15 protein-coding genes are annotated in these 16,029 nt (G+C 51.0%); 2 read left to right on the forward strand and 13 right to left on the reverse strand.

The genetic code is table 11. The features are described from left to right. Nucleotides 1–59: 59 nt before the first annotated feature. The 9 genes from ACFOLF_RS37655 to ACFOLF_RS37695 all read right to left on the reverse strand — a co-directional run bounded on the left by ACFOLF_RS37655 (nucleotide 60) and on the right by ACFOLF_RS37695 (nucleotide 10,565). Entirely contained in the window at nucleotides 60–1,670 is a 1,611-nt protein-coding gene (locus tag ACFOLF_RS37655) for a gamma-glutamyltransferase family protein (RefSeq protein WP_210045939.1), read from the reverse strand. Continuing rightward, nucleotides 1,657–2,946: a Gfo/Idh/MocA family protein gene (locus ACFOLF_RS37660; protein ID WP_210045866.1), complete on the reverse strand. Its 1,290-nt coding sequence runs from the start codon at nucleotides 2,944–2,946 to the stop codon at nucleotides 1,657–1,659. Before ACFOLF_RS37660 ends, ACFOLF_RS37655 begins: the two co-directional genes overlap by 14 nt. A 93-nt stretch (nucleotides 2,947–3,039) precedes the next feature. Further along, on the reverse strand, nucleotides 3,040–4,227 hold the full coding sequence (gene nagA / locus ACFOLF_RS37665) for an N-acetylglucosamine-6-phosphate deacetylase (RefSeq protein ID WP_210045867.1): 1,188 nt from the start codon (nucleotides 4,225–4,227) through the stop codon (nucleotides 3,040–3,042). 20 nt (nucleotides 4,228–4,247) lie between these two features. Continuing rightward, the gene (locus ACFOLF_RS37670; protein ID WP_210045868.1) at nucleotides 4,248–5,207 is read right to left on the reverse strand and encodes an ROK family protein; all 960 of its coding nucleotides are present in this window, start codon (nucleotides 5,205–5,207) and stop codon (nucleotides 4,248–4,250) included. Nucleotides 5,208–5,341: 134 nt separating this feature from the next. Then, a complete protein-coding gene (gene melA, locus ACFOLF_RS37675) occupies nucleotides 5,342–6,643 on the reverse strand; it encodes an alpha-galactosidase (protein ID WP_210045869.1) in 1,302 nt (433 codons plus the stop codon). 21 nt (nucleotides 6,644–6,664) lie between these two features. Next, nucleotides 6,665–7,603: a carbohydrate kinase family protein gene (locus ACFOLF_RS37680; protein ID WP_210045870.1), complete on the reverse strand. Its 939-nt coding sequence runs from the start codon at nucleotides 7,601–7,603 to the stop codon at nucleotides 6,665–6,667. A 45-nt stretch (nucleotides 7,604–7,648) separates the two neighbouring features. Beyond that, complete coding sequence (gene pfkB / locus ACFOLF_RS37685; RefSeq protein WP_210045871.1) at nucleotides 7,649–8,578, reverse strand: 1-phosphofructokinase; 930 nt, start codon at nucleotides 8,576–8,578, stop codon at nucleotides 7,649–7,651. Nucleotides 8,579–8,584: 6 nt separating this feature from the next. Beyond that, complete coding sequence (locus ACFOLF_RS37690) at nucleotides 8,585–9,445, reverse strand: class II fructose-bisphosphate aldolase (RefSeq protein WP_210045872.1); 861 nt, start codon at nucleotides 9,443–9,445, stop codon at nucleotides 8,585–8,587. A gap of 19 nt (nucleotides 9,446–9,464) precedes the next feature. Next, nucleotides 9,465–10,565 (reverse strand): SIS domain-containing protein, encoded by a 1,101-nt coding sequence (locus ACFOLF_RS37695; protein ID WP_210045873.1) that lies wholly within the window; start codon nucleotides 10,563–10,565, stop codon nucleotides 9,465–9,467. A gap of 251 nt (nucleotides 10,566–10,816) precedes the next feature. On the opposite strand from ACFOLF_RS37695, the gene ACFOLF_RS37700 reads away from it, so the two are divergent. Together ACFOLF_RS37700 and ACFOLF_RS37705 are read left to right on the forward strand one after the other, a co-directional pair. Beyond that, on the forward strand, nucleotides 10,817–11,572 hold the full coding sequence (locus tag ACFOLF_RS37700) for a DeoR/GlpR family DNA-binding transcription regulator (protein ID WP_210045874.1): 756 nt from the start codon (nucleotides 10,817–10,819) through the stop codon (nucleotides 11,570–11,572). A 281-nt stretch (nucleotides 11,573–11,853) separates the two neighbouring features. Then, nucleotides 11,854–12,654: an AraC family transcriptional regulator gene (locus ACFOLF_RS37705; protein WP_379219786.1), complete on the forward strand. Its 801-nt coding sequence runs from the start codon at nucleotides 11,854–11,856 to the stop codon at nucleotides 12,652–12,654. A gap of 97 nt (nucleotides 12,655–12,751) precedes the next feature. Here ACFOLF_RS37705 and ACFOLF_RS37710 read toward each other — a convergent pair whose 3' ends face one another. From ACFOLF_RS37710 to ACFOLF_RS37725, 4 genes are read right to left on the reverse strand one after another with little or no spacing between them, the layout of a single operon-like run. Then, nucleotides 12,752–13,402: a family 4 glycosyl hydrolase gene (locus ACFOLF_RS37710; protein ID WP_210045876.1), complete on the reverse strand. Its 651-nt coding sequence runs from the start codon at nucleotides 13,400–13,402 to the stop codon at nucleotides 12,752–12,754. Between the two features lie 26 nt (nucleotides 13,403–13,428). Then, complete coding sequence (locus tag ACFOLF_RS37715; protein WP_210045877.1) at nucleotides 13,429–14,145, reverse strand: family 4 glycosyl hydrolase; 717 nt, start codon at nucleotides 14,143–14,145, stop codon at nucleotides 13,429–13,431. Nucleotides 14,146–14,183: 38 nt separating this feature from the next. Then, entirely contained in the window at nucleotides 14,184–15,017 is an 834-nt protein-coding gene (locus ACFOLF_RS37720) for a carbohydrate ABC transporter permease (RefSeq protein WP_210045878.1), read from the reverse strand. A 10-nt stretch (nucleotides 15,018–15,027) separates the two neighbouring features. Further along, nucleotides 15,028–15,963, reverse strand: a complete 936-nt coding sequence (locus ACFOLF_RS37725) for a carbohydrate ABC transporter permease (protein WP_379113650.1) — start codon at nucleotides 15,961–15,963, stop codon at nucleotides 15,028–15,030. Nucleotides 15,964–16,029: the final 66 nt, after the last annotated feature.

Here is a 16,029-nt window from a genome sequence, read left to right on the forward strand (position 1 = left end):
TTTCGAATGACGTTCCCGAAGCTTCATATGCAATTCTTCAGTAAAACTGATTATTTCATTTACCAGGCTGCGACAACGCCGTCCGAGCGCGGTTCCGTGGCGCCGGCCAGCACGCCTTCATTGTTTCTGAGAATGATCTGCCCTTTGCCAAAAGTATACTGATCGACGGCCCATTGAATATCGTGTCCCTTTCGCAACAGCGAAAGAGCGATTGGCTCGGGAAATCCGCGTTCCAGCTTGACCGTCTTATCATGAAGCCACTGCCATCTTGGCGCGTCCAAGGCTGCTTGAGGGGATAATCCGAAATCGACAAGACTCGATACGACCTGCACGTGGCCCTGCGGCTGCATATAGCCACCCATAACGCCAAAAGGGCCAATCGCATCATTGTTTTTCGTGATAAAACCGGGAATGATCGTATGAAACGATTTTTTGCCTGGCTCCAGACAATTTGCTTTGGACGGGTCAAGCGAATAACTCGAACCGCGGTTCTGCAAGGCGATTCCCGTTCCCGGGACAACCACGCCGGAACCGAATCCATCGGCGTTGCTCTGAATGAACGACACCATGTTGCCTTCTCCGTCCGCCGTGCACAAATAGATGGTCCCGCCTTTCGGCAGCTGCCCTGGCAGCGGTGTCAGGGCTTCCCGTCCAATCCATTTTCTCCTTTCATCCGCATACGAGTCTGACAACAAATCTTGAACGGAAACCTTCATTTTATCCGGATCGGTAATATACTCCACACCGTCCGAGAATGCCAGTTTGATCGCTTCGATTTGCTTGTGGTAGACGGCTACGGAATCCCGGTCGCTGAATTCGAAGCCTTTTAGAATATTCAAGGCGATCAGAGGAATCAGACCCTGTCCGTTTGGCGGAAGCTCCCAGATATCGTACCCGCGGTAATTAATCGAAATGGGGTCGACCCACTGCGGAGCAAATGCCTCCAGATCCTGTTTTCGGATAAAGCCGCCTTGCTTGCGGGAATAAAAATCGATCTGATCGGCCAGGTCTCCTCCGTAGAAGGCCCGCGCTTCGGTTTCCGCGATTGCCGCAAGCGATCTGGCATGATCAGGAGACCTCCATACTTCGCCGGCGCCCGGCGGTCTTCCCTCCGGTGAGTAAATGCGGAACCATTCCTTGAACTCTTCACCTCTCAATTGATCCACATACCTGTCATAATAGCGCCGCCATTCCCGGGCAAGATCAGGCGCAACCGGATATCCTTCGTCTGCATAGGCAATAGCAGGCTTGAGAAGCTCGGAGAACGGGAGTTTTCCGAACTTTCTCGATAATTCAGCCCAAGATGCCGGAATTCCGGGTACGGTTACAGGCAGCCAACCGACAGCGGGCATGCGTTCATGTCCAAGCGCTTTTACCGCGTCGATCGATATTCCTGCAGGCGCAAACCCGCTTGAATTGAGCCCATGCAGCCTGCCATTCATGTATATAATGGCAAACGCATCTCCGCCTAAACCATTGGAGGTCGGTTCCACTACGATCATACAAGCCGCTGTCGCAATCGCTGCATCGACGGCGTTCCCGCCTTTTTTCAATATATCAAGGCCTGCCTGGGCTGCCAGCGATTGTGAGGTTGCTACCATTCCATGCTTTCCGTACAATGTGACCCGTTTAGACGGATAGGGGTGGTGCATCGCATCAAACTTCATTATGGAGCTCCCCCGAGGCTGCAGCCTCCCCTTTTTGCTTCAGCATGCTGACATAGTCATCCATAACGACGGTTTTGCCCGTATTTCTTGACTCTTCCGCCGCAAATACGATGAGATGGCTTCTGGCGGATTCCATACCGGAGGTCATTCCCTCGATTTGTTTATCCTCTACCTGCCGAATGAAGCCTTGCATGATCATCGTATCCGCTCCGCCGTGCCCGCCCTCGACCTCAGCAGGGCGAACCGTTTCCTTTCTGCCGTTAAAATAAATAATTTCAATTTCGTTTTTCTCGGAGTGGCCTCTAAGTTCGCCTTTGGTTCCCATAATTTTGAAAGAGCGGCTGACATCGTGGGTGAATGCCGTCATTGTGAATGCAACCGTCACTTCATTGTCAAACAACAAATTGACAACCTGGTGGTCAACAACATCGTTATCGCACCTGTACACGCAACGTCCATAAGGACCATGCTGCAGCGCTTTCAAGCGCGCTTCCATGCTGTTAGTCAAACTGACGACTCTCGCCGGCCATGTGTCCTTATCGGTCAAATACAATTTCAATGCGGAATAATCGCATTCATGTTCCACCCGGCAACCGTCCGTGCATCTCGCCGTGGATCCCTCCGGCGCGTTCTCTTCTTTGAAATAAGAGAGCGATCCGTAAGAGGACACGCTTTTCACATGACCGCCGATCAACCATTGAAGCATATCCATGTCATGGCAGCATTTTTGCAGCAGCATCGGACTCGATTCGACCGAATTTCTCCAGTTCCCTCTGACAAAGCTGTGCGCCTGATGCCAGTAGCCTACATTTTCAGTCCATTGCACCGTCATCGTTCTGCCGATCCTGCCCTCGTCCACCAGCTTCTTGACCGCGCTGAAAAAGGTCGAATATCTTGATATGTGACATACCGTCATGATGCGCTGCCGCCGTTTCGCTTCTTCCGCCATTTGAATCGCTTCCCACGGATCAGGAGACATCGGCTTTTCAAGCAGGATGTGGTATCCGACTTCCAGCGCTTTCATGGTCGGGTGAAAATGATCTCTGTCCTGCGTGCAAATAAGAAGTGTATCGCAAATTTGCGATTGGGCCAGCAGAGCTTCCCAGGAAGCGAATTGCATATTTTCCGGAATATGATGTTCGGCGGCAAAACGTCTTCTGCGTTCTTCATCTGGTTCCGCCACCGCCACAAACTGGATTTCCAGTGGTCTTCTGAGCGCGTAGGAAGCATAGGCGAACCTACCTCTGCTGCCCGCACCAAGCAAGGCTGCTTTAATCATGCTCTATCATCCTCCATTTTTTGGGATGGTCAATTTTTATTTATGCCGATTTTTTATGTAAGTTTATTGACTTTTCTGAAAATATTAACGACTTCAATTCCCATGCTTATATACGCCGGCTTTTGACTGATAGACTTCACGGCCGACAACGAACGTCGATACAATATTCAATTCATGGTCCATGACAAGGAAATCGGCGTCTTTCCCGCTTTCCAACGTGCCTTTTCGGTGATCCATACGGATTTGACGGGCGGGGACGCGGGTTAAGGACGGCAATATTTGTTCCATAGGCAAACCGGTATATGATATGACATTTTTCAATGCTTGAATCATCGTGAGCGAGCTTCCTGCCAGACTCGTGCCGTCTTTTAAATAGATCTGGCCGGCGGTCATGACGACCTCGCCGTATTCGCCATCCGGCAATCCGCAGCAGGTTACCGCATCCGTAATCATACACACGTTCATGGGAGATTTGACGTCAAACAACAATTTTACCGCCGCAGGGTGAACGTGAATACCATCTGCGATCAGCTCGGTTGTCAGCTCCGGACACATCAATCCCGCGCCAGCCAGACCCGGCTCCCGGTGATGGAAAGGTCTCATGCCGTTAAAATGGTGTGTCGTATGGTTCACGCCCTGACCAATGAATGCCACAGCCTGTTCATAAGTCGCATCCGAATGGCCGGCGGATACTGTGACTCCATGCTCAAGGAAATGCCGGACGGCTTCCTTCCCGCCCTCCACTTCAGGCGCCAGCGTGACAAGCCTGATTAGCTGATTGGCGGATTGTATATAATGCTCGATTTCCCAAGCATCAGGATTGCGGATTTCATCTTTGCTTTGCGCCCCTCTTCTCTTCACGTTCAGGAAAGGCCCCTCCAGATGAACACCGAGGATTTCGGCTCCCGATACGCCTCTTTGCACCGCTTCGGCCGAACACTGCAGCGCCTTTGTAATCCTTTCATTCGCTGCCGTTGTGGTCGTCGCAAGGAAGGAAGTCGTCCCATGGCGGGCGTGAAATTTGCTGATCCCGTCCAGATCTTCGTACGTTCCCCCCATCACATGAAAGCCATTGCCTCCATGAATATGCACATCGATAAACCCCGGTACAATCTTTAACCCTTCAGCATCAAAAATACGAACATTTTCTCCGTAACTCAATTCAGGCCCTCCTGTGGCCTTGATCCTTCCTTCACCGTCGATCAGCATTCTCCCCTGCTTAATGACACCCTCGGGTGTGTACAGTTCGGCATTTATCCATACCACAAGCGAATTATCCATTACAGATACTCCTCCTTTCTTTACTCGCCGCTCCGGCTCCGTGCATAATGAACGCCGCCGTACAAACCGGCGGAATCCCCAAGGGCAGCGATAGTGATCGGGGGCTTAATGGTAAACTTATACTTTGCGTTAATCGTTTCTCTTATGGGCCTGAGCAGCAATTCACCAGCCGCAGATGCTCCGCCGCCGATAATAATCGTTTCCGGATTTAACAGATAAATCGCAGTCATTAATTTGTTGCCGAGGGTTGTTCCAACGAACCGAAAGATGTCAACGGCTGCTGAATCTCCGGAGGCTGCGGCCTGGTATACATCAATTGCGGTAATTTTACGATTTAACGAATGAAGCGAGGTATTTCCTTTTTCCGCCGCCTCCGCGCCCAAACGGGCAATTCCTGTGGCCGATGCTATCGTTTCAAGGCATCCGTACCCGCCGCAATTACAGCGTTCGTTTTGACCGGGGACAGGATCATGGCCAAGCTCGCCTGCAAACCAATCGTTTCCTCCCAGCATTTTGCCTTCTACCATAATACCTGCCGCCAATCCTGTGCCAAGTGTCACACCGATAACGCTTCTGCTGCCTTTGGCGGCCCCCGCCATAATTTCTCCCAGCGTGTAGATACGCACGTCATTATCGATCCGCACGGGGGCGCCAAGCCTTTCTGACATTTCCGCAGCGATAGGAACATTGAACCAGGCCAGATTTGACGCAGCCAGGGCGATACCGTTCACCGGATCGACCCTGCCGGGCACTCCCATGCCCGCCCCTGCCAATCTGGCTCCATAATCGATATCTCGAATCAACCGGAGAATCTCCCCGGCAAGTTCGTCCATGAATGCTTTCGGATTGTCCGTCTTGTTCGGAAAATGCGGCAGCGAGGTCCGAAACGATTTTCTTGCCTGCAATTTCAGATCCTGGTCGAACAAGCCGATGACCGTGTTGGTGCCGCCGATATCTACTCCGATATACACATCCCTCATAACGCCACTGCCTTTCCCGGTAGAATATGGGCGTAACAAGCAGGTCAACATTCCATCATGCGTTTTCATTGCAAGACCGCAAACGGGAAGCATTTACTCCAATCGATTCAAAAAACACACCAGGCCTTCAATGATTATTTAAGATTGGGGATATAAGGCTTATCGGCCTCATACAACTCATCAAACATGCTCTTGATTTCGAATGGCGAACAAACGGCCGCAGTAAGCGGATCGATCAAGAGAGCATGATAGGCCATTTCCCTGCTGTTCTTCAGCACCGCATCCACCGCCAAATCGAAGAATGCCATGTTGCTGCGGCATAAAGCAGCCAGGTGCTCGGGCAGTCTGCCGAAGACGGCGGGCTGGACGCCGTTCCGGTCGACCAGGCAGGCGACCTCGACGATCCCGTCTGTTGGCAAATTCTCAATAAGCGAACGGTTCAACACGTTTCCGTAAATGACTTTCGGCTCGTGTTTCAGAATCGCTTCGATAATTACAGCTGCATATTCGTGGCTGGAGGTGAGGGACATCTCTTCCTTTCCTTCCACCTTGTTAAAGATCGCTTCGTCGGATTTGCGCCGCCATTCCGGCCAATTATTGGCGTAAAAGCCGGTCTCGCCCAGATAGCGTTCTCCACAATGCCGATCAATCAATTCCTGACGTTTACGGTAATACGGCAAGTATTCGGAGAAATGTCCGCTCGATTCCGAAACAAAGGCCCCTCCGTATTTCATGAAATCCAATCTTACGGGATCCTTGGCCAGAAATTCCGGCTTCTCCGCCCGCTCCTTCAATTCAGGGTACAGGTCCCTTCCGTCCCGGCTTAATTCCACGAACCAGGACATGTGATTGATGCCCCCAGCCCTCCACTTCAGCTCCTCATACGGTACCTCCAGATAGTCCGCCAATTGCCTTGACGTATGCTGGATGGAATGGCACAATCCGACAACCGGAATATTAGCAGCTTTAACAGTGGACAAAGTGACGGCGGACATCGGGTTCGTATAATTTAAAATTAGCGCCTCCGGACAAAGTTCCTCAATATCCTTCAGGATATCGAGCCAGGCCGGAACCGTCCGTAAAATCTTGAACAATCCTCCCGGTCCCATCGTATCCCCGATGCACTGCTTGACACCGTATTTCAACGGAATTTCAAACTCGTTGCGGACGGTCCGCAGACCGGCAACCTCAATCTGGTTAATGACAAATCTGCTGCCGGAAATAACCTCTCTGCGGTTAACGGAAGCAGTCACCTTGAACCTCTTCCCCATTAACTGAACGGCCCTTTCCGTAAGCTTCCGGGCCATCTCCAACCGCTTTGCATCAACATCAACCAGTGCAATTTCACCGTCGTCGAGGCCTTCAATATTCAGAATGTCGATAACCAGCTTTTCTGTAAAAAAACTGCCCGCTCCTATAATCGACAGCTTGACCATATTCCATCACCCTTCCCTGTCTTATTCCATCCGTTGACTTGTAATTAACTCCCTGGCTTGCCGGACGTCCAGCATTCCTCCGGTACCTCCGATCCCTTGAGTGGAGAGTGCACCGCATGCGTTGCCGAAGATCAACTGTTCGAGAGGCGGCTTTCCCTCCAGAAAACTGAAAATAATTCCAGCATTGAACGAGTCCCCGGCTCCCGTCATATCGACAGCCGCAACATCAAAGCCAGGCACATGGTGCCACTCTCCTTCCGGCGTCAGCATTCGCGATCCCTGCTTGCCGCACTTCACCACGACGCTCCCGTACCGTATCGGGATCGCTTCGGCCAGTTCAGCCAGATCGGAGCAGTCATAGATGTGAAGCACTTCTTCTTTGCTCGGAAGGAACAGATCCGTCACGCATAGCAGCTCGTTGATAAGCGGCCGCTTCCACTGCTCCTGAGGATCCCATCCGGTGTCGAAGCTCGTCGTGATACCGCACTCCTTCGCTTTCGCGAATAATGCCGCCCATTCCCGCTGCATGCCAAGCTGCAGATATAAGGAGCCGAAATGCAGATGATCGGCCTGTTCAAATATGGAATCGGGCACCAGCGTCTTCGCCAGCTTGCAGATGGATCCCATGAATGTAAGCAGGGCGCGATCCGTCGGCGTAGAGAGTGAAATGGTAACCCCTGTTTTCTCCTGCGGATCGATCCTCACAAACTCCGTATTTACGCCAAAATACTTCAGACGCTCGATGCAATACATACCGAAATCGTCATTTCCAACGACGGATACGAAATAAACGTTCAATCCCAGCTGGGCCAATCTGCATGCCGTAATGGCCGATGACGAGCCAAGCGTAAGCGAGAAATCATCCACGAATTTTTCCTTGTTCGGCTCCGGCTGAACAGAGCTGCCGGATATAATGGCATCCACATTCAATTCTCCCAATACAAAGACCGTCCTGATCATTTTCCCATCTCCTCGCAAACAGCCCCGCGACACGGATGTTTTCACTTACAACCGGCTGACTGAGACCCTTTCGCAGAGTCTCTCGATATCCTGATAGAGGACATCGCCTGTCGCTTCCGACAATGCGTTGGCCGCTCCGACGGCTGATGCAAAGCGCAGCGCATCAGAATCGCTTGCTCCCCTCTGCCAGGCAACGACCAGACCGGCAACGAAGGAGTCGCCGCTGCCGACGGGATTTACGGCTTTGACCTCCGGAGGCATCGCCTTGTATAGGCTGCCGTCGAGCACCGCCGTGCACCCTTCCGCACCCAGGGAAACAATTGTATGCCGGACGCCCCTCCTCTGCAGGTCATGTGCCAATGACGCCAGCGCCTCCTTCGAGAAACGTTCCGCTCCGGTAAGCTGCAGAAATTCCTCTTCGTTCGGTTTAATCGCGTAAGGACCGGCAAGAATACCCGCTTTCAGTGCCGCTCCGCTCGAATCGAGTACGACCCGCGCACCCCGGGATGCGGCAATGCCAATCAGTTGACCATAATAGTCGGGCGGACACTGGCCGGGGAGGCTTCCCGATACCACCAACCACGTGTCCGGCGTACAAAGCTGCCCGACTCGATCCAGGAGTGCTGCCATTTCGTCTTCCGTCACCTCGGGCCCGGGTTCCAGTACTTCTGTAGATGAGCCGTCGGATTGATCGATCATATTCAGGCAGATCCTGGTCTCTCCGGCTATCGGGGTGAAGCAGCAGGATATACCGTCCTGCTCGAGTCTTCGCCTGATCCATTCGCCGTTCCATCCTCCCAGAAATCCCGTCGCCACGACATCCTCACCCAATTGACGGATGACCCGGGCCACATTCAGCCCTTTGCCCCCCGCACTGGCATGCGCGGAAACGGCACGCTGGATGCGGCCGTGCGTCAGCTGCGGAACATACAATCTCCTGTCTACCGCCGGGTTTAACGTCACGGTAACTAGCATGCCTGTTCACCTTCCCGCTCTGCCGTCAGATCCGCACAACCGGATTTTTTCCTTTACAAACAGCTTTGTCGCTTCCTTGGCAGGCTTCATGTACTGCCGGGGATCGTTTTCACCCGGATCTCTGTCCAATACAGCCTTGATCGCTTTGGTAAACACAATTCGAAGCTCGGTTGCAATATTCATTTTAGCCATTCCCAACTGGATGCATCTGCGCACCTGATCGTCCGGGATGCCGGATCCGCCATGAAGAACGAGCGGCGCTTCAATGCTTTCGGCAATCGCGCTGATCCGGTTAAAATCGATATTCGGCGTTCCTTTATACAGGCCGTGCGCTGTTCCAATAGCCGGAGCGATCGTATGAACGCTCGTCTGTTCCACGAATCGCACGCATTCCTCGGGGTCTGCCAGCATTGCCTCGTCCTCCCCGACGGAAATATGGTCTTCCACGCCGCCGATTTTGCCGAGCTCCGCCTCCACATTAATGCCGACAGCATCCGCCAATTCCACAACCTTGCTCGTCTGCCGCACATTCTCCTCGAATGGATGCATGGAAGCATCGATCATCACGGAGGTATAACCCGCTCTCACACATCTGGCTATTATGCCGAAGTCGCTGCAGTGATCCAGATGAAGGACGATCGGCACCGCGGAAAGCTCTGCGGCAGTCCTCGCGGCGGCAGCGATATATTCCGCCCCGAGATGCTTGACGGTTCCAGTGGTCGATTGCAGGATGACCGGCGAATTCAACTCTTCGGCTGCTTCCGTCACGGCCTGGAGCATTTCCAGCGTATGAACGTTAAAAGCCGGTATGCAGTACCCTTCCGCCCGCGCTTTGCGGAGAAGGGCTGTCGATGATACGAGCGGCACGGATCAACTCCCCTTTCGTTTAGAGAATGACAACCTGCGTCAGATTTTTGGGATAATCCGGATTGAGTCCGAGTTTTATGGCTGTAAATGTTCCGTAGTATTGAAGAAAGGGCAGATACAGGATGATGCGGGACTCGTCGGATACATCCGGCAAACCGATCTCCAGCACTTGATCCGCGAATGCCGTATCTGTCCCTGCAGATGCGGTCACAAGGATGATATAGGCACCGTAATCCTTCATTTCAGCGGCAACCTTCAATTCCTGTTCCCGTGCCCGCTCGGACAGCAGCAGGATTACGCAGGTTCCTTTATCCACAATCGCCTTCGGTCCGTGCCGGAACTCCAGCGTCCCAAAGCTTTCCGTCCATACGTTTGCCATCTCTTTCAGCTTGAGGCAGCCCTCCTGGGCAATTCCTGACAAGGCTCCCATGCCGAGTATTAACGTTTTATTGAAAGTTTGTGATTGAATGATATCTGACGCCAGCCGCTTCGCCTTGTCGACGACACCACTGACCTCACTGACTGTCCGTTCCAATTCTTCCCCATAAAGCGGCTGTCCCGAAGCGGCGGCGATCGCGGATTGCATTGCCATTACCATGCTGCTTAAGGATTTGGTCATGACCGTACTCTGCTCCTTGCCTTTATCGGAGACAAGGCAGGATGTCATCCGTGCCATACCGCTGTCCTGATAACAGGTCACACCCGCCGTAACCCAGCCGGCTATCGACTGTGCCTCTTGCAAAGCCTGCAATACCTCTGTCGATTCACCCGAACGGGAAACGCCGAATACAATAGCAGATTTTCCTTCCACCGCCGATTGATCCCTCAATAGCAGCAATTCCGAGGACGGGAGGCTGCTGGCTGGCCGCTTCAGCCATGACCGATAGACAGCCGCCATCGCCTGGGCCTGATAATACGAGGAACCAGACCCGATGAAAATGGCCTGTTCCACATCTGCATGAAGATAACGCACCATCCAGTCGCGGGATTGAAGAGCAGCGTGGTATGCCGTTGCGACGGCTTCCGACTGCTCGCCGATTTCCTTGTACGTCAAGGTATCCCCTGCCCGCAGCAACGATCCCGTCTCCTGCTGGTCTTGCGTTACTTTCTTCGATTCCATGACTTCACCTCCAAGTAATGTCTGATGACAGTATGTTCAAACGATCATCAAAGCCAATATATCACCTATTTATGAATGTGTAAATCATTTTATACTTATTTTATTATCGTTTTATTCGTTTTTATTTATATTTTAGATCTTAACGGACAAAAAAAGTTCGTCGCGAAAAAATAAATTTTATAAAACGCTTGCCATTGTGGTAGGATGTATAGTGATGTGTGTTTTGCGTATTTTTCAGATGGGGGTATCATATGGGCAAAATAGATGCAAGACGTAGCTGGATAATGGAACAGTTAAAGGATAAGGGCTCGATCCAGGTCGGCGAAGTCGTGAAGCATTTTTCCGTTTCCGAAGTGACAGTGCGCCGCGACCTCGAGGTGCTGGAAAATGAAAAAAAATGTATCCGCACACTTGGTGGAGCTGTGTTGGAAATTATGAAAATGGAAACTCCATTCTTCAAAAAATTGGAGATCAACACGGAAGAAAAAAAACAAATCGCCGAAAAAGCGCTGAGTCTTATTCGGGATCATGATATCATCGGCTTGACTGGCGGCACGACGAATTACTTCATCGCAAAGCGTCTGGGCCAATTTGAAGGCCTGACCATCGTAACGAACGCGATTAATATCGCCTACGAGCTGATCGGAATGCAGGGGCTGCGGCTAATAGTGACAGGTGGAACAATTAATACACAAAGCTACGAGTTATCGGGACCGTTAGCCGATGGCACGCTGAACCGGCTCATTATTCAAAAAACGTTCGTGGGTGTCGATGGCGTGTCTCTTACAAGAGGGATTACCACATTCAACGAAATGGAGGCGGAAACGAATCGGGTCATGATGCAAAAATCACTGCAAAACTATATCGTGGCGGACCACACGAAATTTAATAACAACTCGATCTTTGTCATCAACGATTTTACCAATGTCAACGGTATAATAACGGACAACGGGGTAGCGCCCGAAATCGCCCGCCACTATCGGGAAGCGGGCATTCACTTTATTTAAATACCTTAACGATTAGGTGTCCCTGTCTTACCGGAAATATCGTCCGATTAACCAGAAGCACCGTTAAACTTGCATATGCATGCCTGTTTGATGGTGCCATTTTTTTTATAGGATGGTTATTCCTATCCTGAATTCAGAAACATTATCAAAGACCGGCAGCAAACAAGTACGTTATAATTACAATTAAAAAGGAGGTGTCAGCCATCATACTCCGGCTTGCCTCGACGGTTGACGATTCCCGTATGCCGCTCGCTATTGTGGATTGCGGAACACAGAAAATAATGCAGACCGAGTCATTCTGCTGGCCATTTCATCAAATCGTATGCTGTTCCCAGGGAGAAGGCATCGTAAACATTAACAAGCTCCCCTGCCGGCTTATTTCTGGCACCGTCTTCTATATAAAGCCGAATGTGGAACACGAATACGTTGCTTCCGAACAGGGATATCATGTTTCCTGGATATCCTTCAACGGTTTCCTGATGGACAGCCTCCCTGCGCTGTACGGGCTTCCGCTTCACAACAGCAATACCGCAATTCAGGACAGGAATTACCCGGATATCCATCTGCGGGTGATGTCCATTCTGGAATATATTGATTCCCCGTTTATATTAGAGCGGTCTTCCGTTGCCCTGTATGGAATCGTTGTGGAGTTCTTCCTGCAGTTCAAGCATAAGCAGCTTCTCAATGACTGCAGTCGGAACCGGTTGATTGACAAGGCAACAGCAGCGTTCAAAGCAGCCGTATACGACAATATGGAAATCGCTAAATTCGCCGAAGAACTGGGTGTGTCCAGGCAGCATCTAAGCCGCTTGTTCCGTCGGAGATTCCAGATGACCGCAAAAGAATACTATATGCGGCTTAAGGTGCTTCAGAGCAAAATGGATATTCTTCAATATCCGAATGAGAGCATTAAGGATATTGCCCTGCGGCTGGGCTTTGTCAATGCAAGTCACTTTACCAAGGTATTTCACAGTCTGGTCGGCGCTTCGCCGACTGCTTTTCGGCAGACTTACCTTAACCGGCGGCTTCTCGGCGATACGGATCATTACAAGGTGGATGTAATTGGTGATATGGAGGACTGAGGGGCCTCAAGGGACCTCAGCGCTTTATCCTGATTGACATCACATTTTCTCCTTAGCTTATAGAACGAAGGGGCGGCATAAAGCCGCCCCTTTTCTATCAGACACTGTCGCGTTGTCCAAAAAACTGCGGCAAATACGTTCGATGCGCATCCAGCAGTTCTTCTCCCAATTGATCCGCCATTCTCTCATCCTCCACCGATCCGTCAAGCAGCAAGGCCTGCTTGAAAGCATTAGAGCTGCCCGTCAGTGCAGCCTCTACCGTCTTGTCAACTACGGCGATTCGCTTCTGCAGCAAGTCTGCCAGAAGAGCGGGGAAATCCGGCAGAGTTACCGGTAAAAAGCCCCGTCCAGCTGCCAGGGCCGGGAGTTCCAGCACGGCGTGATCAGGCAGACCCGGTATCGCGCCGCAATTGGGCAAATTTACGGAAAACAGCTTGCGCTGGTCCAGGTAAAGGGAACGCAATATGTCCAGCAGCTGCTCATGCTCGCCTTCAGATCGGTTGAATAGCTTATTGTCTATCGGCACTATTCCCTGTGCCTGTTCCGTCATCTCCCGATAGACTTCGTCCCCCTGGGCGATAACGCCTTCAAAAGAAATAGCGTCTACGCCCAGTGTCCCGCCGTAATAGGAGCCCCGGGGAAAGGCAGCCGGAAAAAACTCCGCAATATGGCGGTCCAGAACAGCAGGAACGGCTCCATACTTTAAATACAGAGACCATGTAAAAGGATTGTCGGCGATTTCAGGCACATGATGCTCCTTTCCACTCCTCTCCTTTAATGCTTTGCCGCCAACTGGCTTTGAGCCATTTTGTTGAGGCCTTCTTTGCTTTTGGCAGTCAATTCGGGATGCAAATCTTCCCCGCCTGCCCTCAGGTCATATAGAAACGTCAAGTGATTCAGTCCCGCTCCAAGCGAACGGATTGTCCCGGGCTCGCGCCCAAGCAAACGTCCGATGTGTTGCTCCACATGGAGCACACCATGGCATAAACCGATTACGGGAATGTCCAGTTCGCTGCGGATCGCCTGACAAACCGGAGTCATCGGGTTGGAATAATTGAAGAAATAAGCATCCGGGCACAATCTCTTGATATCCTCGGCAATTTGTATCATTGCAGGAATCATCCGCAGGGCACGGGAAATGCCGCCGGGCATCGTCGTATCTCCGACCGGCTGATAAATTCCATATTTGCGGGGAATAAAGACATCCTTCTCCCATGCTCTTCGGCCGCCAACGGCAATTGTTGTTACAACAACATCGGCTCCCTTAAGCACATCCCGCCGGTCACTTGCGGAATGAACGGGAATATCAGCCCCTTTGGCCGCAATCATCCGGGATACGAAGCCCGTTATAGCTTTTAGCGCAGCCGGATCCGTATCAACCAAAGCGACCTCCCATGTGCCCAATCCCTCCGTCGTAATAAGATCGGCCACAAGGCCCTGGGTGAAGACGGCACTGCCTGCGCCGATCAGCACCATTTTTTTTCTGTTCATCTGCTCGCTCCTGTCTTGTTCGCTTTATCGCATCATCGTCATTTCATCCCCGTGAGTGTTATGCCTTTAATAAACTGCTTCTGGAAACAAAGAAACAGGATGATGATAGGTGCCATAATAATCAGTGCCATAAACATCGTTCCGGCATAATCAGTGGCGTTCATGTTGCCGAAATATTGCAGACCCAGTGAAAGTGTCATTTTCTTCTGTTCATTTAATATGATCAGCGGCCATAAATAATCGTTCCAGTACTGAATGAACAGAAATACGGACAGAGCGGACAGAATAGGTAATATCTGCGGAATAATAATGCGGAAGAAGGTCCGGTATTCGCCCGCTCCGTCGATTCTTGCCGCTTCCATCACTTCCGTGGGAACGACCTCGATGAACTGTCTGCTTAGAAATATACCGAATGGACTGACAATCGCCGGCAAAATCAACGCCCAAATGCTGTTGAGCAAATTGAGCTCCTTCATTAAAAGAAAGACGGGAATCATCGTGACCTGAAAAGGAACCATCATCCCCGACAGGAACAGCAAGAAGATGGCGGTTTTCGCCTTAAATTGAAATTTCGCGAACAAATAACCGGCAATCGCGCTGGTGCTGACGGCAAGAGCAGTAATCGAGACTGTAACGATCAGGCTGTTCCTGAACCAGTACAAGACCATGCTGCCCTTCTCAAGCACGCTTCGGAAACCATTTGAACTCCATTGATGCGGTATAATCGAAAACCCGGATATAATTTCGGTATTGCTCTTGAAGGCCAGCGACAGCATCCAGACGAATGGCAGCAGCATAATGGCGGACAATACCCCCATTACACAAACGGTCAGCGTCCCCAGTGCATTGAATCTTGTATTTTTCCGGTTCATCGTATCACCCTCAATATTCCCAGCGGCTTTTGCCGACTTTTAGTTGGATAATGGTCACGACGAGCATAATCGCAAACAATACGACAGCCATCGCGGAAGCGCTGGACATGTCATAATATTTAAAAGCCGTATCATAAATTTCCAGGGAAATCAGCCTTGTCTTATTCTCCGGTCCGCCTCCGGTCATGATTTGAAATCGCGTAAACTCCTGAAAATAGGAAAACAGCGTCATGATGGTGACGAATAAGGTCGTTCTGCTGAGCAGAGGTAGAGTAATCGTAAAAAAAATACGAATGCTCCCGGCACCTTCCAGTTTCGCCGACTCGTAGAACATATCCGGAATGGTATTCAGCCCCGCAATGAACAGAATCGTGTTGTAGCCGATGTCCGACCACAATGTCATAATAATCACGGATATCAGTGCTGTTCCCGCACCTGTCAGCCAATACTGTTCATGCCCGCCAAGCAAAGCGGCGATTTTGTTGAACAAGCCATTGGGGTAACTGTACATCATCGACCACACGAGCGCCGAACCTACGATTGGAGAAATGACCGGAATAAAAAACACCGAGCGGAACAGTCCCTGGAGACTCCCATTCTTCAGGCTGTTGATTGCCAGCGAAATAAGCAGCGTTATAACAATATTGGCAGGTACGGCAATGGCTACAAACATAAACGTGGTCCCGATCGATTTCAAGAAAAGCGAATCGTGGAATATGCTTCGGAAATTTTCAAGTCCGATAAAATCTGCGGTACCTGCCAGTGGATCGTATTCGCTTAAAGATAAATAAAACCCGTATAGGATAGGAAAAAATGAAAAGACGAGAAACAAGATCAGTATTGGCGTAAGTGTGGTCCACACGAAACGGTTCATTTTTCGTTTCTGCAGACTCGGCCTCTTTTGAAGCTTTACGCCGGGCATCGCATCCGCTCTCAATGGATTCAACTGCTTCCCCCCTGGCAGGTTCATGAAGGAATACGACCGACGAAATGGACATATCCCCTCATCGCC

It is taken from the genome of Paenibacillus sepulcri (assembly GCF_042647105.1).
GTDB lineage: Bacteria > Bacillota > Bacilli > Paenibacillales > Paenibacillaceae > Paenibacillus_Z > Paenibacillus_Z sepulcri.